This window comes from Streptomyces glaucus (assembly GCF_039533365.1).
Taxonomy (GTDB): Bacteria; Actinomycetota; Actinomycetes; order Streptomycetales; family Streptomycetaceae; genus Streptomyces; species Streptomyces glaucus.
Map to the genome: position 1 here is coordinate 1 of NZ_BAAATK010000009.1, position 15,773 is coordinate 15,773.

At 71.2% G+C, this 15,773-nt stretch carries 15 protein-coding genes and 1 rRNA gene; 8 read left to right on the forward strand and 8 right to left on the reverse strand.

Going from position 1 to position 15,773, the window contains the following annotated elements; translation table 11 throughout:
- Positions 1 to 95 precede the first annotated feature (95 nt).
- Positions 96 to 212 (forward strand): 5S ribosomal RNA (rrf, locus tag ABD363_RS09060).
- Positions 213 to 379: 167 nt separating this feature from the next.
- Positions 380 to 925 (forward strand): GNAT family N-acetyltransferase, encoded by a 546-nt coding sequence (locus tag ABD363_RS09065; protein ID WP_344601480.1) that lies wholly within the window; start codon positions 380 to 382, stop codon positions 923 to 925.
- Between the two features lie 90 nt (positions 926 to 1,015).
- On the opposite strand, the gene ABD363_RS09070 is transcribed toward ABD363_RS09065, so the two are convergent.
- The 6 genes from ABD363_RS09070 to ABD363_RS09095 all read right to left on the reverse strand — a co-directional run bounded on the left by ABD363_RS09070 (position 1,016) and on the right by ABD363_RS09095 (position 8,186).
- On the reverse strand, positions 1,016 to 2,497 hold the full coding sequence (locus tag ABD363_RS09070) for a type IV secretory system conjugative DNA transfer family protein (RefSeq protein ID WP_344601482.1): 1,482 nt from the start codon (positions 2,495 to 2,497) through the stop codon (positions 1,016 to 1,018).
- Between the two features lie 13 nt (positions 2,498 to 2,510).
- Entirely contained in the window at positions 2,511 to 3,920 is a 1,410-nt protein-coding gene (locus ABD363_RS09075) for an ATP-binding protein (protein ID WP_344601484.1), read from the reverse strand.
- 13 nt (positions 3,921 to 3,933) lie between these two features.
- Positions 3,934 to 5,490, reverse strand: a complete 1,557-nt coding sequence (locus tag ABD363_RS09080) for an SCO6880 family protein (protein ID WP_344601486.1) — start codon at positions 5,488 to 5,490, stop codon at positions 3,934 to 3,936.
- Positions 5,487 to 6,815 (reverse strand): hypothetical protein, encoded by a 1,329-nt coding sequence (locus ABD363_RS09085; protein ID WP_344601487.1) that lies wholly within the window; start codon positions 6,813 to 6,815, stop codon positions 5,487 to 5,489. The genes ABD363_RS09080 and ABD363_RS09085 overlap by 4 nt, the downstream gene beginning before the upstream one ends.
- Complete coding sequence (locus tag ABD363_RS09090) at positions 6,805 to 7,635, reverse strand: DUF8175 domain-containg protein (protein WP_344601489.1); 831 nt, start codon at positions 7,633 to 7,635, stop codon at positions 6,805 to 6,807. Before ABD363_RS09090 ends, ABD363_RS09085 begins: the two co-directional genes overlap by 11 nt.
- A gap of 242 nt (positions 7,636 to 7,877) precedes the next feature.
- Positions 7,878 to 8,186, reverse strand: coding sequence for a hypothetical protein (locus ABD363_RS09095; protein ID WP_266399602.1), 309 nt, complete (start codon positions 8,184 to 8,186; stop codon positions 7,878 to 7,880).
- Positions 8,187 to 8,879: 693 nt separating this feature from the next.
- Between ABD363_RS09095 and ABD363_RS09100 the strand changes: the two genes are divergently transcribed.
- The 4 genes from ABD363_RS09100 (at position 8,880) to ABD363_RS09120 (ending at position 12,404) form a co-directional block, all read left to right on the forward strand.
- Entirely contained in the window at positions 8,880 to 9,881 is a 1,002-nt protein-coding gene (locus ABD363_RS09100; protein ID WP_344601493.1) for a C40 family peptidase, read from the forward strand.
- Between the two features lie 222 nt (positions 9,882 to 10,103).
- Positions 10,104 to 10,811 carry a phosphatase PAP2 family protein gene (locus ABD363_RS09105; protein WP_344601495.1) on the forward strand — a complete coding sequence of 236 codons (708 nt, stop codon included), beginning with the start codon at positions 10,104 to 10,106 and terminating at the stop codon, positions 10,809 to 10,811.
- Between the two features lie 466 nt (positions 10,812 to 11,277).
- Positions 11,278 to 12,117: an SCO4651 family lipoprotein gene (locus ABD363_RS09115; protein ID WP_344601499.1), complete on the forward strand. Its 840-nt coding sequence runs from the start codon at positions 11,278 to 11,280 to the stop codon at positions 12,115 to 12,117.
- A 110-nt stretch (positions 12,118 to 12,227) separates the two neighbouring features.
- Positions 12,228 to 12,404 (forward strand): hypothetical protein, encoded by a 177-nt coding sequence (locus ABD363_RS09120; RefSeq protein ID WP_344601501.1) that lies wholly within the window; start codon positions 12,228 to 12,230, stop codon positions 12,402 to 12,404.
- 3 nt (positions 12,405 to 12,407) lie between these two features.
- On the opposite strand, the gene ABD363_RS09125 is transcribed toward ABD363_RS09120, so the two are convergent.
- On the reverse strand, positions 12,408 to 12,776 hold the full coding sequence (locus ABD363_RS09125; RefSeq protein WP_344601503.1) for a metal-sensitive transcriptional regulator: 369 nt from the start codon (positions 12,774 to 12,776) through the stop codon (positions 12,408 to 12,410).
- A 239-nt stretch (positions 12,777 to 13,015) separates the two neighbouring features.
- Between ABD363_RS09125 and ABD363_RS09130 the strand changes: the two genes are divergently transcribed.
- Positions 13,016 to 13,636 (forward strand): DUF47 domain-containing protein, encoded by a 621-nt coding sequence (locus tag ABD363_RS09130; RefSeq protein ID WP_029382179.1) that lies wholly within the window; start codon positions 13,016 to 13,018, stop codon positions 13,634 to 13,636.
- A gap of 9 nt (positions 13,637 to 13,645) precedes the next feature.
- Complete coding sequence (locus ABD363_RS09135; protein ID WP_344601507.1) at positions 13,646 to 14,644, forward strand: inorganic phosphate transporter; 999 nt, start codon at positions 13,646 to 13,648, stop codon at positions 14,642 to 14,644.
- A 318-nt stretch (positions 14,645 to 14,962) separates the two neighbouring features.
- On the opposite strand, the gene pstB is transcribed toward ABD363_RS09135, so the two are convergent.
- Positions 14,963 to 15,739 (reverse strand): phosphate ABC transporter ATP-binding protein PstB, encoded by a 777-nt coding sequence (gene pstB, locus ABD363_RS09140; RefSeq protein WP_344601509.1) that lies wholly within the window; start codon positions 15,737 to 15,739, stop codon positions 14,963 to 14,965.
- Between the last annotated feature and the right edge of the window lie 34 nt (positions 15,740 to 15,773).

Sequence of the window (15,773 nt, forward strand, 5' to 3'; positions counted from 1 at the left end):
ACTAATAGGCCGAGGGCTTGTCCATAGAGGCTCGCGTCCACTGTGTTGGTTCTGAAACCACGAACGGCCGTTTCCGGTTGTCAGTTTCATAGTGTTTCGGTGGTCATAGCGTAGGGGAAACGCCCGGTTACATTCCGAACCCGGAAGCTAAGCCTTACAGCGCCGATGGTACTGCAGGGGGGACCCTGTGGGAGAGTAGGACGCCGCCGAACGATTTGTGGGAAAGCCCCGCACCTTCCGGTGCGGGGCTTTCTGCATTTCCGGACCCTTCCGGCCGGCCGGCGCGGGCGCGTCCGCCGGCCGTGGGCGGAGCGGCGGACGTCGCACCGGCTGCCCATCGGGATGAGCGGTGCCGTACTGGGGTACTACGGTGGCCCGCATGAACTATGTGATCCGGTCCGTCCGTGCCGAGGAGTGGCCCGCCGCGAAGGAACTGAGACTCGCCGCGCTGCGGGATCCGGTCGCGCACCTCGCCTTCCTCGAGACGTACGACGAGGCCGTCGCCAAGCCGGACTCCTTCTGGCAGGAGCGGACGGCAAGGGTCGCCGAAGGGGCGGCCGGCGCGCAGCAGATCATCGCCGAGGCCCCGGACGGAACCTGGGTCGGGACGCTGACCGTGCTGCTGGAGGAGCCGGGGACGACCGACTGGGCCGGGTTCCCCGTCGAACGGAAACAGGGGCACGTGGTCGGCGTGTTCGTACGGCCCGAGGAACGGGGGAACGGGCTGACCGAGGTGCTGTTCGACGCGGCCCTGGAATGGGCGTGGGCGGCGGGGGCCGAGCGGGTGCGGCTCATCGTGCACGAGGAGAACGGCCGGGCACTGCGGTTCTACCGCAAGGTGGGGTTCGAGCCGAGTGGGGTGATCGTGCCGCTGGCGAAGCGTCCCGGAGAGCGTGAGCTGGAGTTCGTGATCGAGCGGGGGTGAGGTCCGGGGCGCCCGGCGCCGGGACCGGACGTACGGCCGCTTTCCGCGGGCCTTCCCGCGGCGTCCCGGCGACCGGGGCCGGACGACCGGTCATACGGGGAGTTCGTCGTGCGGCCAGCGGGCGCGGCCCTGCTCGCGGGACCGGAGCAGGGCCAGGGTCGGCAGGCCCCGGTCCGCTCCCGTGGCCAGCAGCTCCGGGAGCTGGGGAAGCGGAGCGACGGCGGCGACGTCGTCCAGGACGAGCGTCATTGGTGGGTCGAGCCGACCGGAGGATGACCGTTCGGCCATGCGCCGGCCGCGCTCGACCACGCTGGAGACGAGGGCCGTCAGGAGGGGCATCGCGCCCGGGTTCGTCCTGGGGTCCTCGATGGATTCACCGAGCGCATAAAGCGTGCCCCCTTCGGCGGCGAAGGAATCCAGGGCGAGGGCATCACCTCGATGCGGAGTGCACGCCTCGCGCACGTTGACCGTGGACAACGCGGACAGCGCCCGGCCGGTCAGCTCCTGGGCGATGTCCCGGCGCTCCGGATGCCCGGTGAGGGCGGCTTCCAGCTCGCCCGCCGCGCCGGCGGCCGCCTTGGGGTGCGTACGGAGGATGCGCACGGCGTCCTGGACCTGGGCGCCCTGGCACCAGCGGTGGACGTGGCGGACCGTGCGGTCGTCGACGGCGGCGGCGTGCAGGAAGCTGCGCAGCAGCGTCGCGGCCGTGTCGCTGACGGCCTGGTCGAGGCGGGCGGTGGGGCGGACCGGTGCGAGGAGGGCCGCCGCCCGCTCCGCGGCGGTCTGCTTGTCCTCGCAGCCGCGGGTCGGGGACCAGTGGAGGCGTGCGGGCGTGTCGCACAGGTGGGTGGGGTCGTACAGGAGGGTCGGGCCGAGCTTGGCGCGGGCGTCCTTCGTCTCCGCCCACAGGGCCGGGTTGGAGGTGACGACGAGGACGGGGCCCTCCGCCTCGCGTACGGCCTGGGCCGCGGTGGCCTGGCGGCTCTCCCGGGTGCCCAGAAGGATCCTTTCCCCACCGCCCGGGCGCTCCCCGGCGAACAGGAGGGCGGGCGGCTCGGGCCGGGGCGGCCGCGGGGGCTGCAGGTGCGGTGACTGCGCGGGTTCCGGCTCCGTGCGCGGCGCGGGCACTTCGTGGTGGCGTGGCTCGGGAGCCTCGCGGTGGCGTGGCGCGGGCGTCCGCTCGGTGGCCGCAGCCCGCCGCTCCGCCCGCCGGCTCTGCCGTACGGCCCGCCAGCGGGCCACCGTGCCCATCACGAACACGGTCAGCACGAGCAGCACCATCAGCTGGCCGATGAACAGCCCCCAGAACAGGCCGTACCCCGACAGCTCGCCCGCCGGGGTGTCCGGCCAGGCGCCGGGGACGTCGTGCGGCGCGCCCATCAGGTGGCGCATCGCCAGAGGGGTGCGGGTGAAGGTGACGCCGGCGGGCCAGGAGCCGTGGGCGAACCAGCCGGCCAGACCCGTCGCCGTCCACACCAGCAGGGTCATGCCGAGGAGGAAGGCGAGGATGCCGATCAGCAGGCCGTCGGGGATGCCGCCCTGGCCGCCGCTGCGCCGCTCGTCCGCTCTCACGCCGTCCGCCCCCTTACGCCACCGTCGATTCCGAGTCGCCGAGGTGCTGCTCCACGAAGGCCGCCGCCCGCTCCTCCGCCTCCCGCTCGGCGGCGCGCAGGGCGTCGTCCACCGGGTCGCTGGCCGACTCGGTCATGGCGCGGTCGGTGAACACCAGCGGGCGCTCGGTCTCCGTCACCAGGTGCTTGACGACCTGGACGTTGCCGTTGACGTCCCACACCGCGATACCGGGCGTCAGCGTCGGGATGATCTCCACCGCCCATCTCGGCAGCCCCAGCACCCGGCCCGTCGCCCGCGCCTCGTCGGCCTTCTGGGCGTAGATCGTCCTGGTCGAGGCCATCTTCAGGATGGCCGCCGCCTCCTTGGCCGCCGCCCCGTCCACCACGTCGGACAGATGGTGCACGACCGCCACGAACGACAGGCCCAGTCGCCGGCCGAACTTCAGCAGCCGCTGGAACAGCTGCGCCACGAACGGGCTGTTGATGATGTGCCAGGCCTCCTCGACCAGGAAGATGCGCTTCTTGCGGTCGGGGCGGATCCAGGTGTGCTCCAGCCACACGCCGACGATCGCCATCAGGATCGGCATGGCGATGGAGTTGCGGTCGATGTGGGACAGGTCGAAGACGATCAGCGGGGCGTCCAGGTCGATGCCGACCGTCGTCGGTCCGTCGAACATGCCCCGCAGGTCACCGTCGACCAGCCGGTCCAGCACCAGCGCCACGTCCAGGCCCCACGCCCGTACGTCGTCCAGGTCGACGTTCATCGCCTGCGCCGACTCCGGTTCGGGATGCCGCAGCTGGTCGACGATGTCGGACAGCACCGGCTGCCGGTCGGCGACGGTCGCGTTGACGTAGGCGTGCGCGACCTTGAGCGCGAAGCCGGAGCGTTCGTCGAGGCCGTGCCCCATGGCGACCTCGATGATGGTCCGCAGCAGGGCCAGCTGGCCGGTGGTCGTGATCGACGGGTCCAGCGGGTTGAGCCGGATGCCGTGGTCCAGGGCGGCCATCGGGTCCAGCCGGATCGGCGTTATCCCCAGCTCCTGCGCGATCAGGTTCCACTCGCCGACCCCGTCCTCGCCCTGCGCGTCCAGCACCACGACCTGCCGGTCGCGGAAGCGGAGCTGGCGCAGCACGTACGTCTTCTCCAGCGCCGACTTGCCGTTGCCGGACTCGCCGAGGACCAGCCAGTGCGGGGCGGGCAGCTGCTGGCCGTACAGCTGGAAGGGGTCGTAGATGTAGCCCTTCCCGGAGTAGACCTCGCGGCCGATGATGACGCCGGAGTCGCCGAGGCCGGGCGCGGCGGTCGGCAGGTAGACCGCCTGGGCCTGGCCCGTGGAGGTGCGCACCGGGAGCCGGGTCGTCTCGACCTTCCCGAACAGGAAGGACGTGAAGGCCTCGGTGAGGACGGACAGCGGATCCCGCATCAGGACTCAGCCCCTACCTTCGGATGCCGGTGGCGAACGGAAGAGTGTTCACGAAGGCGCGGTGGTGCTCGCGGTCGCACCACTCCAGTTTCAGGTACGACTTGCCGGCCGAGGCTCTTATCGTCCGCTTGTCGCGGGCCAGGGCTTCGGGAGAGCGGGAGGAGACGGTGATGTAGCCGACGAGGTTGACGCCGGCCGCGCCGCTCGCGAGGTCCTCGCCCCGCTGGTCGAGGCGGTTGTGGGCGGCGATGTCCCGGGGGTCCACGGTCCGGTTCATCTTGGCGGCGCGGGAGGCCTCGGCCTCGTCGTTGGTCTTCTCGGTCAGCATGCGTTCGATGGCCACCTCGGTGGGCTCCAGGTCCATCGTCACGGCGACCGTCCGGATGACGTCCGGGGTGTGGACGAGGAGCGGTGCGAGGAAGTTGACGCCCACCGGGGTCATCGGCCACTCCTTGATCCAGGCGGTGGCGTGGCACCAGGGGGCGCGGGTGGACGACTCCCGGGTCTTGGCCATCAGGTAGGTGGGCTCGGTGGCGTCCAGCTCGGCCGGCCAGGCGTTGCGCTTGCTCATCGCCTGGATGTGGTCGATGGGGTGGTCCGGGTCGTACATGGAGTGGATGAGGGAGGCCAGCCGGCTCTGTCCGAGCGGCTGGCGCACCCGGATGTCCGCCTCCTGCAGCCGTGAGCAGATGTCGGTCAGCTCGCGGGCCATGACGACGGCGAGCCCGGCGTCCCGGTCCACCCGGCCGCCGTGCGCGCGGGCCGCCCGCGCCATCGCGTGGGCCTCCGCGGCGAGCTCGCGCGTGTAGTGCATGCAGGCGACGAGGTAGGCCCGGTGCTGCTCGCTGCTGGTCGACACCATCGACAGCAGCTGGTCGTAGGACTGCTGCAGCCATGCCGGGGACCGGTCGTCGCCGCGGGCGGCGACGTCCTTGGCGTGGGCGTCGGGGTCGGCGGGCAGGGTGCGGGCCAGCATCTGCAGCCGCGTCACGAAGCCGTCGCCGTTGGCGACGTGCTTCAGCAGCGTGCCGAAGCGGTCGACCAGGGCCTCCTGGTCCTCGGAGTCGCGCAGGCCGACGCCGGGCCCCTCGATCTCGATGGCGGCGGTGACGGTCTTGCGGTCGGCGTGCAGGAGCACGGCGATCTCGTCCGGGCCGAACGGCGCGGACAGCCAGGTGATGCGGCCGATGCCGGGCGGCGGCCCGATCTCGACCTCTCGCCCGTCGAGCCGGGTGCCCGCCTCCATCGCGGTGGAGCGGTAGACGGCCCCCTGCTTCAGGGTCCGCTTGTAGCTGCGGTTGATCTCGAACCACTTGTAGAACGTCCGCCGCTTGTACGGCACGTAGACCGCCGCCAGCGCGAGCATCGGGAAGCCCGCCAGCAGCACGATGCGCAGGGACAGGACGGGGACGAGGAGCCCGCACATCATGCCGAGGAACGCGCCCACGACGATGAGCGCGATCTCGCCGGTCTCGCGGTTCCGGCCGATGATCGCGTTCGGCCGGGCGCGGCCGATCAGATACGTACGGCGGGGCGTGACCGGATGGGACGCGTGGGACTCGGTCGTCAACGCCCTTCACCTCCCGTGCGGTTGGTACTGCTGTTGCGGGTGTTGCTGGCGTGCGGAGTGTTCACCGGGCTGCTCGAACGGGGGGCGGGTGCGGCGGAGGGGACGGGTCCGCCGCCGTTCGAGGCGCGCGTGCTGTGCGCGGCGACTCCGCCGGAGGCGGGGTTCGTCGGGCGGGGGGCGGAGCCCGCGGCGGCCTGGCCGCCGGTGTTGTCCGCCCGGGAGCTGTGGGTCTTGATGCCCTGGGCGACCAGGGTGGCCGGGGAGCTGATGACGGCGGCGGCCTTGCTCTCGGCGTTCCGCATGATGCGGTTGTTGCGGGAGCCGGCGATCTCGTCGCCGAAGCCGGGGACGAAGCGGTAGATCATCGCCGAGGCGAAGATGGCGAGCAGGATGATGGCGAGGCCGGAGACGACGGCGGCCAGGGAGTCCGGCCCCTCTTCGGCGGACAGGGCGCCGGCGAGGCCGAGGACGATGACGATGACCGGCTTGACGAGGATGACCGCGATCATGATGCCGACCCAGCGGCGGACGTGCCCCCACAGGTCCTTGTCCACCAGGCCCGCGTAGACCACGACGCCGAGCAGGGCGCCGACGTACAGCAGTACCGCCCTCAGGTACAGCTCCAGGTAGAGGACGCCCGCGGCGACGATGGAGACCAGCGACACCAGCATCAGCATGATCGGGCCGCCGCCGATGTCGGTTCCCCTGCTGAGGGCCTCGGAGAACGTGCCGAAGAACGCGTCCGTCTGGTTGCCGGTGGCCTGTGCGAGGACGTCGCTGACGGCGTCGGTCGCCGAGACGACCGTGTAGAGGACGAGCGGTGTGAAGGCCGAGGCCAGCACCGTGAGCCAGAGGAACCCGACGGCTTCCGACAGGGCCGTCGCGAACGGAACGCCCCGGACGGCCCTCTTGGCCACCGCCAGCAGCCAGAGGAGGAGCGTCAGGATCGTCGAGGCCGCGAAGACCACCGCGTAGTGCTTCAGGAACGTCAGGTTGGTGAAGTCGACGCTCGCGGTGTCCTCGACGGCGGCGCTGAGCTGGTCGACGGTCCAGGAGGCGGCCTTGGCGAAGCCCTTGGCGAGGGAGGAGAGGGGGTCGAGGGCGGAGGTGGGGTCGAGCGGGCCGTCGGAGGAACCGCCGCTGTCGGAGCCGCCGCGCTCCTCGCAGTGCTTCCTGGCCGCGGGGGCGAGCAGGGAGCAGTCGAAGCTCTGCGTGGGGGTCGGCGTGGGCGCGGCGAGCGCGCCCTGGGCCAGCAGGACGGCGGACGCCTGAGCGACGGCCACGAGGCCGGTGAGCTGGAGCACGCGGTGCCGGTCAGCGCGCATAGGTGAACCCTCCGAACTCCTTGACAGCCTCGCCGATCTCCTCGGCGCCCGAGACGGGGTCGTCTCCGGTGATGGGGGTCGGGCCGGTCCGCTGGCTCGCCTCCAGGATCTTCCAGTCGCCGTCGCGCCAGTTCAGCTTGAAGGTGACGGTGAACCAGCCGCTGGTCACCGGGGTGGTGGAGTCCTCGCCGGCCAGGCCGAACAGGCCGTTGCACCACACCTCGACGGTGGCCGTGGCGGTGCTGAACGAGGTGACCTTGGTGCCGACGGGCAGCGTGCGGTTGACGAGCGTATGCCCCCGGGGGGCGTTGCCGTCCTCGTCGAGGCCGACGTTCTCGAGGAAGTCCGCCGAGTAGTTGGCGTCGAAGCCGGACCTGAGGCGGTCCAGCGCGCTCGGGTCGGCGGTGGTCTCGAGGATCCGGTGGCGTTCCCCGGCGTTGAGCATCCGGTCGGACCACAGCACCACGGCGTAGTTCGCCGCCGCGCTCTGGGCTCCCTGCCGGTCGCGGGCGAAGCCCGTCGGGATCCCGTCCGCCTTCGTCCGCACCGGCTGCTTCCCGGAGGGCGCGGTGGCCGCCGCCTCCGGCTTCTCCCGCGTGCCGCCGTCGGCGGGCGCACCGTCCCCGCCGCGGTTCGCGAAGGCGATCGCGGCGATGAGCAGGACCACCACGCCGACCACCGTGACCAGGCTGCGCGACGACGACCGGCCGGCGCGCCGCGCGCCGCCGTACAGGTCGGCGCCGGTGTCGGGCAGCCGCGTCCGTGTCTGCCCCGTGCCGCCGTAGCCGCCGGAGGCCTCGTGCTCGTCCCCGAGACTCATGCCGCGTGCGCCCCCTCGACGTCGTGCGGAAACACCGCGTACCGAATGCCGTAGCAGTACGACGGTAGCCGTGCTGGTTCCCGCGCGGGCGCGGTGTGGTGACTCGACATCAGGGAAACGCAACCTCAGCCGGTGGGCACGACGGGCGGGTGGGACGGAGGGGGAGCCGGGCGTGCCCGGACGGGACTGGCGGACTGACGATGCCGACCGTGCGCCGCGCGCCGGGCACGCCGGTGGCCCGGTTACACGGCCATCCCGTACACGATGGTGAAGAGCGTGCCGAGCGAGCCGATGATGAAGACGCCCGTCAGACCCGCGATGATCAGGCCCTTGCCCTGCTCGGCGCTGAAGGTGTCGCGGAGCGCGGTGGCCCCGATGCGCTGCTTCGCGGCGCCCCAGATGGCGATGGCGAGGCAGAGCAGGATGGCGACCGCCATCACCACCTCGATCATCACCTTGGCCTCGTTGCCCAGGCTGCCGAAGGGGCCCCAGTCCGGAGCGATCCCGCCGATGATGGTGTTGATGTCTCCCTTGTCGGCCGCAAAGAGCATGTAAGTCACCGCCCCTGGTTGGGTAGTTCCGCGTCCTCTGCGGTCGTGCAGAGGTCAGGCTCATTCTCGCCGACAATGCCGCTGTCGTATGTCGACTTGGCGTCATTGGTGGGCGGGTTTCGTACGAATACCTTGCCACCTGTCCGCGCCGGCCGCTCGGGGAGGCGTGGAACGGGGAACAAGAAAGGCCCTATGGTCACTCTGTGTATCACGGCAGGTCACGCCGGGCAATGAGGTGGCGGCGAAACCTGCCGGGTGGTTCCGTCGTTGTGCCCTTTTACGGTCTGTGGTCGCTTTCTGACGGTTGATCGGGTGAACGGCCGCGTCCGTGTGCCGGGGTGAAGGCTACCCGGCGCCGCCGGCGCCCGCCGGTGACGCGGAATCGGGTGACGCGGGCTCACAGGCGCGGCGGCGGGCCGCGGGAGAGGGCCGCGGGAGGGCGTGGCCGGGTCCCCGACGCCGTCCGGGCCCTGCCGCGGGGCGGGCAGTCCGCCGACGGTGGGCGGTGAACGCGGCGGAACCGTGCGGGCCCGCGCCCGTGACGGGGCCGTGCCGGGCCGGTCCGGGCCGCGCGGCCGTGCCGGGAGGTGGCCGGAGGGCGTTCCCGCCGCGCACGTGATCATTCCGTGGCGCGCGAGCCGCCCCTACACTGACGACGGCGACGGACTCCCGGACGATGAGGAGCGGTTGACGATGCGTAAGGCATGGATCGTGGGGACCGCTGTCGTGGGCTCCGGGCTCGCCTTCGTGATGCTGCTCGTCGTCGGCGTCTACCTCGTCGCCGGAAACCTCGCGGGCGGCGTCGGCGGCGGCGTCAAGACGCTGGCCAAGGGGGCGGTGCCGGCCGCGTACCAGGATCTCGTGCAGAAGTGGGGCAACCTCTGCTCCGCCATCAACCCGGCCCTGCTGGCCGCCCAGCTGTACCAGGAGAGCGGCTTCAACCCGCGGGCGCAGAGCCCGGCGGCGGCGCAGGGGATAGCGCAGTTCATCCCCGGCACCTGGGCCGCGCACGGCATCGACGGCGACGGCGACGGCGACCGGGACGTGTGGGACCCGAAGGACGCGATCCCCTCGGCGGCGAAGTACGACTGCACGCTCGCCTCCTATGTCAAGGACGTGGCCGGGAACCCGACCGAAAACATGCTGGCCTCCTACAACGCGGGGGCCTATGCGGTGATCAAGTACGGGGGCGTGCCGCCGTACGAGGAGACGCGGAACTACGTCCGGAGGATCACCACCCTGGCGGAGAGCTTCGCCGCGCCCGTCGGCCGGGTCGACCCCTCCGAGCAGGCCGCCGGGGCCATCAACTACGCCCAGAAGAAGCTCGGCACGCCCTACCTCTGGGGCGGTACCGGCACCGCCGCGCAGGGCGGGCGCTTCGACTGCTCGGGGCTGACCCAGGCCGCGTACGCCAGTGTCGGGATCGAGCTGCCGCGCGTCGCCAACGACCAGTACAACGCCGGGCCGCACCCCGACCGGGACGAGCTGCTCCCGGGCGATCTGGTGTTCTTCTCGGACGATCTCACCAACTCGCGCGCCATCCGGCACGTGGGCATCTACGTCGGCGGCGGGTACATGATCGACGCGCCCCGCACGGGCGCGGTCATCCGGTTCGACCCGATCGACACCCCGGACTACTTCGGGGCCACCCGGGTCACCGAAGATGGCGCGAAAGCACTCCCCACCAGGGTGTGAACCGAGCGTGAACCCCTCCCCTGAGCTGCGGCGATGTATCTCTCTTCGATAACGTCTACGTGATCATTCCGTGGAGTGTGGAACGTATCGACGAAAGCCGTGCGTTCCTGTTGACGTAGCCGAGCGGACGTCTGGACACGGAAGCGGATCTACACCACGGGGGTGGCAGGAGCGGCGCGCACCGGGCGCGCCGACGGAAGAGGACGAAGGGGCAGCAGCACCATGGCTGGACTCGCCGCATCCGGGTCGAACCCCGACGTCGAGCTGCTCTACGACATCAACGGCCTGGCCAAGGACGCACCGCACTGGTTCGACCGGGTCATGGAGTTCGTCGGCGAGTACGGACTGCTGCTCGCCCTGGTGCTGCTGGTGCTGGGGTGCTGGTGGTCGGTGCGCCGACGGCCCGGCGAGGAGACCGCCTCGTCGGTGGCCGGGCTGGTCTGGGCACCGCTCGCGGCGGGCGTCGCGGTCCTGGTCAACGTGCCGATCCGCGGATTCGTCGAGCGGCGGCGGCCGTTCCTCGACCACCAGGGCCTGGACGTCCTCGTGGCCGGAAAGACCGACTACTCCTTCGTGAGCGACCACGCGACGATCACCATGGCGATGGGGGTCGCCCTCTTCGTGGTCCACCGCGGCTTCGGCGTCGCCGGGATCGCGCTGGCCCTGCTGGAAGGGTTCTGCCGGGTCTACATGGGCGTGCACTACCCGACGGACGTCGTGGGCGGCTTCGCGCTCGGCACGGCGGTGGCGCTGCTGCTGTCGCCGCCGGCCATGGCCCTGCTGACGCCGGTGGCGAAGGCCGTCGAGCGGTCGCCGAGGGCGGGGTGGCTGATCCGGGCGCGGGGAAGAGCGTACGCGGGACGGGACGCCCTGATCCCGGGAGCGCGCAGGGAGGCGGCCGGGGCCGAGGAGCGTGATCTGGCCGCCTGAGGCGGGCACCCGCGGTTTCCGCGGGCGGTCGAGGAGGCGGTCCGGGCCGTACGGCCCGGCCCGCCTCCTTTCGCGACAGGTCCTCCGCCGGTCCGCCCGGCCCGGGCGGTTCTGGCAGGCGGCGTTCGAGGCGTACGGCCGCGCGGGGCGCGGTTCACGGACCGGCGGGACCGGCCGCGCCGTGGGCCTCCGCGTCCGCTCGCGCCGAGCTTCTCGCCCTGCGGGCGGGGCCGCGCCAGCCGCAGGTGCAGCGGGCCATGGCGAAATGGCCCCTCTCCACCGTCGTCGTGCGGTGTTCCGGGGAGTTCCCGGAGGATTCCGTGTCGTCCTGCTGCGCCACGGCGGCAACGTTAGCGGGGGCGGGTGAACGCCGTGTGCACGAGCCGCGTGACGGCCTCACCTACCCGTCGTTAACCGGAACGACACGGGGTCCGGGACGAACACGGCGGCTGGGGGCAGGCAGACGATGACCGGGCGGCAGCACAGGAGGTCCGGCGGGACGGCGGTCGTGGCGGGCGTCGTGGCCTGCGTCTGTCTCGGCGCCGGCGGCTGCGTCGGCAGCGGTGCCGCCATCGGCGCCTCCCGCGCGGACGACCCGGTCGGGGCGCTGCGCCGGGCCGCCGACCGCCTGGTGCACGCGGGCAGCTCCCGGACCCGCACGTCGATGGAGATGGCCATCGGCGGCACCCGGGTGACCATCCGAGGCGAGGGCGTGTACGACTACCGGGAGCGGCTCGGCCGGCTGACGGTGCTGCTCCCCCAGGACCCGGCCGGAACCAGCGGGAACCGGCCGATCACCGAACTCCTCGCGCCGGGCGCCCTCTTCATGAAGAACCGCGGCGCCGGGGTGCCCGCCGACAAGTGGGTCCGGGTGGACACGGCGACGCTCTCCGACGGCAACCTGGTGACCGGCGGCGCCACGGACCCGCTCGCCGCCGCCGAGGTGCTGCGCGGGACGCGGCAGGCGACGTACCTGGGACGGGCCGAGGTCGCCGGGACCGAGGTGCGCCACTACCGGGGGACCGCCGACCTCGCGGCGGCGGCGAAGAAGGCCCCGGCCGGCAACGGCGGGCCCCTCGCGGCGGCGGCGAAGGGGTTCGCCACCGCCGTGGTCCCGTTCGACGCCTACCTCGACGAGCAGGGGCGGATCCGCAAGGTCAGGCACCGGTTCAGCTTCGTCAACGGGCAGCGGGAGACCGCCGTCGCGGTCGCGTCGACGACGCTGCTGTACGACTTCGGCACCCCCGCGCGCGTCCGGCTGCCGAAGGCCGGGGACATCTACGCCGGCCGGATCGCCGAGCACTGACCGCCCGCGTGCGCAAGCACACCGGACGCCGAGAACTAGCCCGTCCGTGCCATGCGCGGGGCGTGGGCCGCTCCCTACTCTAGGAAGCCGGTGACGGCAGGGATGAGGTGATGCGCGTGGCTCCGGTCGGCGGTACGGCGGTTCAGGACCACGTGGCCCTCGCCGAGATCGAGCTGTGCGGAGAGCTGATCATCGCGGCCTCGGCCGCCCGGGAGCGGCTCAGCCTGGAGAGCATCGACAAGGTGCTGAAGGTGGCCGAGGAGCGGGAACGCGTCACCGGCCACTGATCCTCAGGTCCGCAGCAGGCGCCCGATGGCCTTCGTGGCCTCCTCCACCTTCGCGTCGATCTCGGCCCCGCCCTTCAGGGCCGCGTCGGCGACGCAGTGGCGCAGGTGCTCCTCCAGGAGCTGCAGCGCGAAGGACTGCAGGGCTTTGGTGGAGGCGGACACCTGGGTGAGTATGTCGATGCAGTAGACGTCCTCGTCGACCATCCGCTGCAGCCCGCGGATCTGGCCCTCGATCCGCCGCAGCCGCTTGAGGTGCTCGTCCTTCTGCTTGTGGTAGCCGTGCACGCCCCGGTCGTGGTCGGTCACCACGTCCGTCCCGTCGCTCTCCACGGCCGTGGAGGGCGCCCCGGCGCCGGCCTCTGTGGTCGTCATCGCGTCCTCCTGTGTGAGCAGACAGCCGACATATACCCCTGGTGGGTATATGGTAACGAATTCTGCTGGGTATATGCCCCTTGGCCGATGCCGTGCGCAGCGGCCGGTCCGGGTCCTCGGCCGCCCCCCTGCTCATCACTGTGTTCGATGGGCGACACTGGAGGGCGGCCCATTAGCCGTGGCCGGATGATGCGCCTAGCATCAGCCTGACCGAAACCGATGCATCCCGAGGACCCCACGTGCGCTTTCGTCTGACCCCCAGGGAGACGAGCTTCTACGACATGTTCGCCGCATCCGCGGACAACATCGTCACCGGCTCGAAACTCCTCATGGAACTGCTCGGGGCGGACGCCTCCGCCCGGGCCGAGATCGCAGAGCGTATGCGGGCAGCGGAACACGCGGGTGACGACGCCACGCACGCGATCTTCCACCAGTTGAACTCCTCGTTCATCACGCCGTTCGACCGCGAGGACATCTACTCCCTCGCCTCGTCCCTCGACGACATCATGGACTTCATGGAGGAGGCCGTCGACCTGGTCGTCCTCTACAACATCGAGGAACTGCCCAAGGGCGTCGAACAACAGATCGAAGTGCTGGCGCGCGCGGCCGAACTGACGGCCGAAGCGATGCCCCATCTGCGGACGATGGACAACCTCACCGAGTACTGGATCGAGGTCAACCGGCTGGAGAACCAGGCCGACCAGATCCACCGCAAGCTGCTCGCGCACCTCTTCAACGGCAAGTACGACGCCATCGAGGTCCTCAAGCTCAAGCAGATCGTGGACGTACTGGAAGAAGCGGCCGACGCCTTCGAGCACGTGGCGAACACGGTGGAGACCATCGCGGTCAAGGAGTCCTGAGGCCCGTCCATGGACACCTTCGCTCTGGTCGTGACCATCCTGGTCGCGCTCTTCTTCACCTACACCAACGGCTTCCACGACTCCGCCAACGCGATCGCCACGTCCGTCTCCACGCGCGCCCTCACGCCGAGGGCGGCGCTGGCGATGGCCGCGGTGATGAACCTCGCCGGCGCCTTCCTGGGCTCCGGCGTCGCCAAGACCGTCAGCGAGGGCCTGATCCAGACGCCCGAGGGCTCGACGGGGATGGGCATCCTCTTCGCGGCCCTGGTCGGCGCGATCGTCTGGAACCTCGTCACCTGGTACTTCGGCCTGCCCTCCTCCTCCTCGCACGCGCTGTTCGGCGGCATGGTGGGGGCGGCGCTGGCCGGCGGTACGACGGTGTACTGGCACGGCGTCCTGGAGAAGATCGTCATCCCGATGTTCGTGTCGCCGGTGGTGGGCCTGCTGGCCGGCTACCTGGTGATGACGGTGATCATGTGGATCTTCCGCCGGACCAACCCGCACAAGGCCAAGCGCGGCTTCCGCATCGCACAGACCGTCTCCGCCGCCGGAATGGCCCTCGGCCACGGCCTCCAGGACGCCCAGAAGACGATGGGCATCGTGGTGATGGCGCTGGTCATCGCCGATGTCGAGGAGTACGGCGACCCGATTCCGGTCTGGGTGAAGATCGCCTGCGCGGTGATGCTGTCCCTCGGCACGTACGCGGGCGGCTGGCGCATCATGCGCACCCTGGGCCGCAAGATCATCGAGCTGGACCCGCCCCAGGGCTTCGCCGCCGAGACCACGGGCGCGTCGATCATGTTCACCACGGCGTTCCTGTTCAAGGCGCCGATCTCCACCACCCACGTCATCACCTCGGCGATCATGGGCGTGGGTGCGACGAAGCGGGTGAACGCCGTGCGCTGGGGCGTCGCCAAGAACATCGTCCTCGGCTGGTTCATCACGATGCCGGCGGCGGCGGCGGTGGCCGCGTGCGCCTTCGGCCTGGTGCATCTGGCGTTCCTGTAGCGGCGCCGGGGGCCGCGCTCCGGGACGGGACGCGCGGCCCGGCGCCGCCCCTGCCCGCGGCTCGGCGGCACCGGCTCGACGGCGCGGCCGAGCGCCACGCGCACGGGTCGCGCTCCACACGCCCCGCGCCTCGTACAGGGCGTCGGGGGCGCCGTCCGCCTCCGCCCCCGCACCCCGTACGGGCCGGTGCGGGCGGGCGTCCCGGCCGGAACGCCGACGGGCCCGCCCTCCGGGAGCCGGAGGGCGGGCCCTTCTCGGCCTCGCGGTGGCACCGCCATGCAGCACCGCGAGGGGTCTTTCGAGCAGACCGGCGCCGGCCTAGCCGAAGCGGCCGGAGATGTAGTCCTCCGTCGCCTGCACCGACGGGTTGGAGAAGATCCGCTCCGTGTCGTCGATCTCGATCAGCTTGCCGGGCTGCCCGACCGCCGCCAGGTTGAAGAACGCCGTACGGTCCGACACCCGCGCCGCCTGCTGCATGTTGTGCGTCACGATGACGATCGTGAAGCGCTCCTTCAGCTCACCGATCAGGTCCTCGATCGCCAGCGTCGAGATCGGGTCCAGCGCCGAGCAGGGCTCGTCCATCAGCAGCACGTTCGGCTCGACCGCGATCGCCCGCGCGATGCACAGCCGCTGCTGCTGGCCGCCCGACAGACCGGAGCCCGGCTTGTTCAGGCGGTCCTTCACCTCGTTCCAGAGGTTGGCGCCCCGCAGCGACTTCTCGACGATGTCGTCCAGCTCGGACTTCTTGTAGGAACCGTTCAGCCTCAGCCCCGCCGCGACGTTGTCGTACACCGACATCGTCGGGAACGGGTTCGGCCGCTGGAAGACCATGCCGACCTCACGCCGCACGGCCACCGGGTCGATCCCGGGCCCGTACAGGTTCTCGTCGTCGAGCATGACCTTGCCCTCGACCCGTCCGCCCGGCGTCACCTCGTGCATGCGGTTGAGCGTGCGCAGGAAGGTGGACTTGCCGCAGCCGGAGGGGCCGATGAAGGCCGTCACGGAACGGGGCTCGATGGTCATCGAGATGTCCTCGATGGCCAGGAAGGAGCCGTAGTAGGCGTTGAGGCCGCTGACATCGATGCGCTTGGCCATGTGAATCACTGCTTCTTTCGGGTCGCTGACGGTC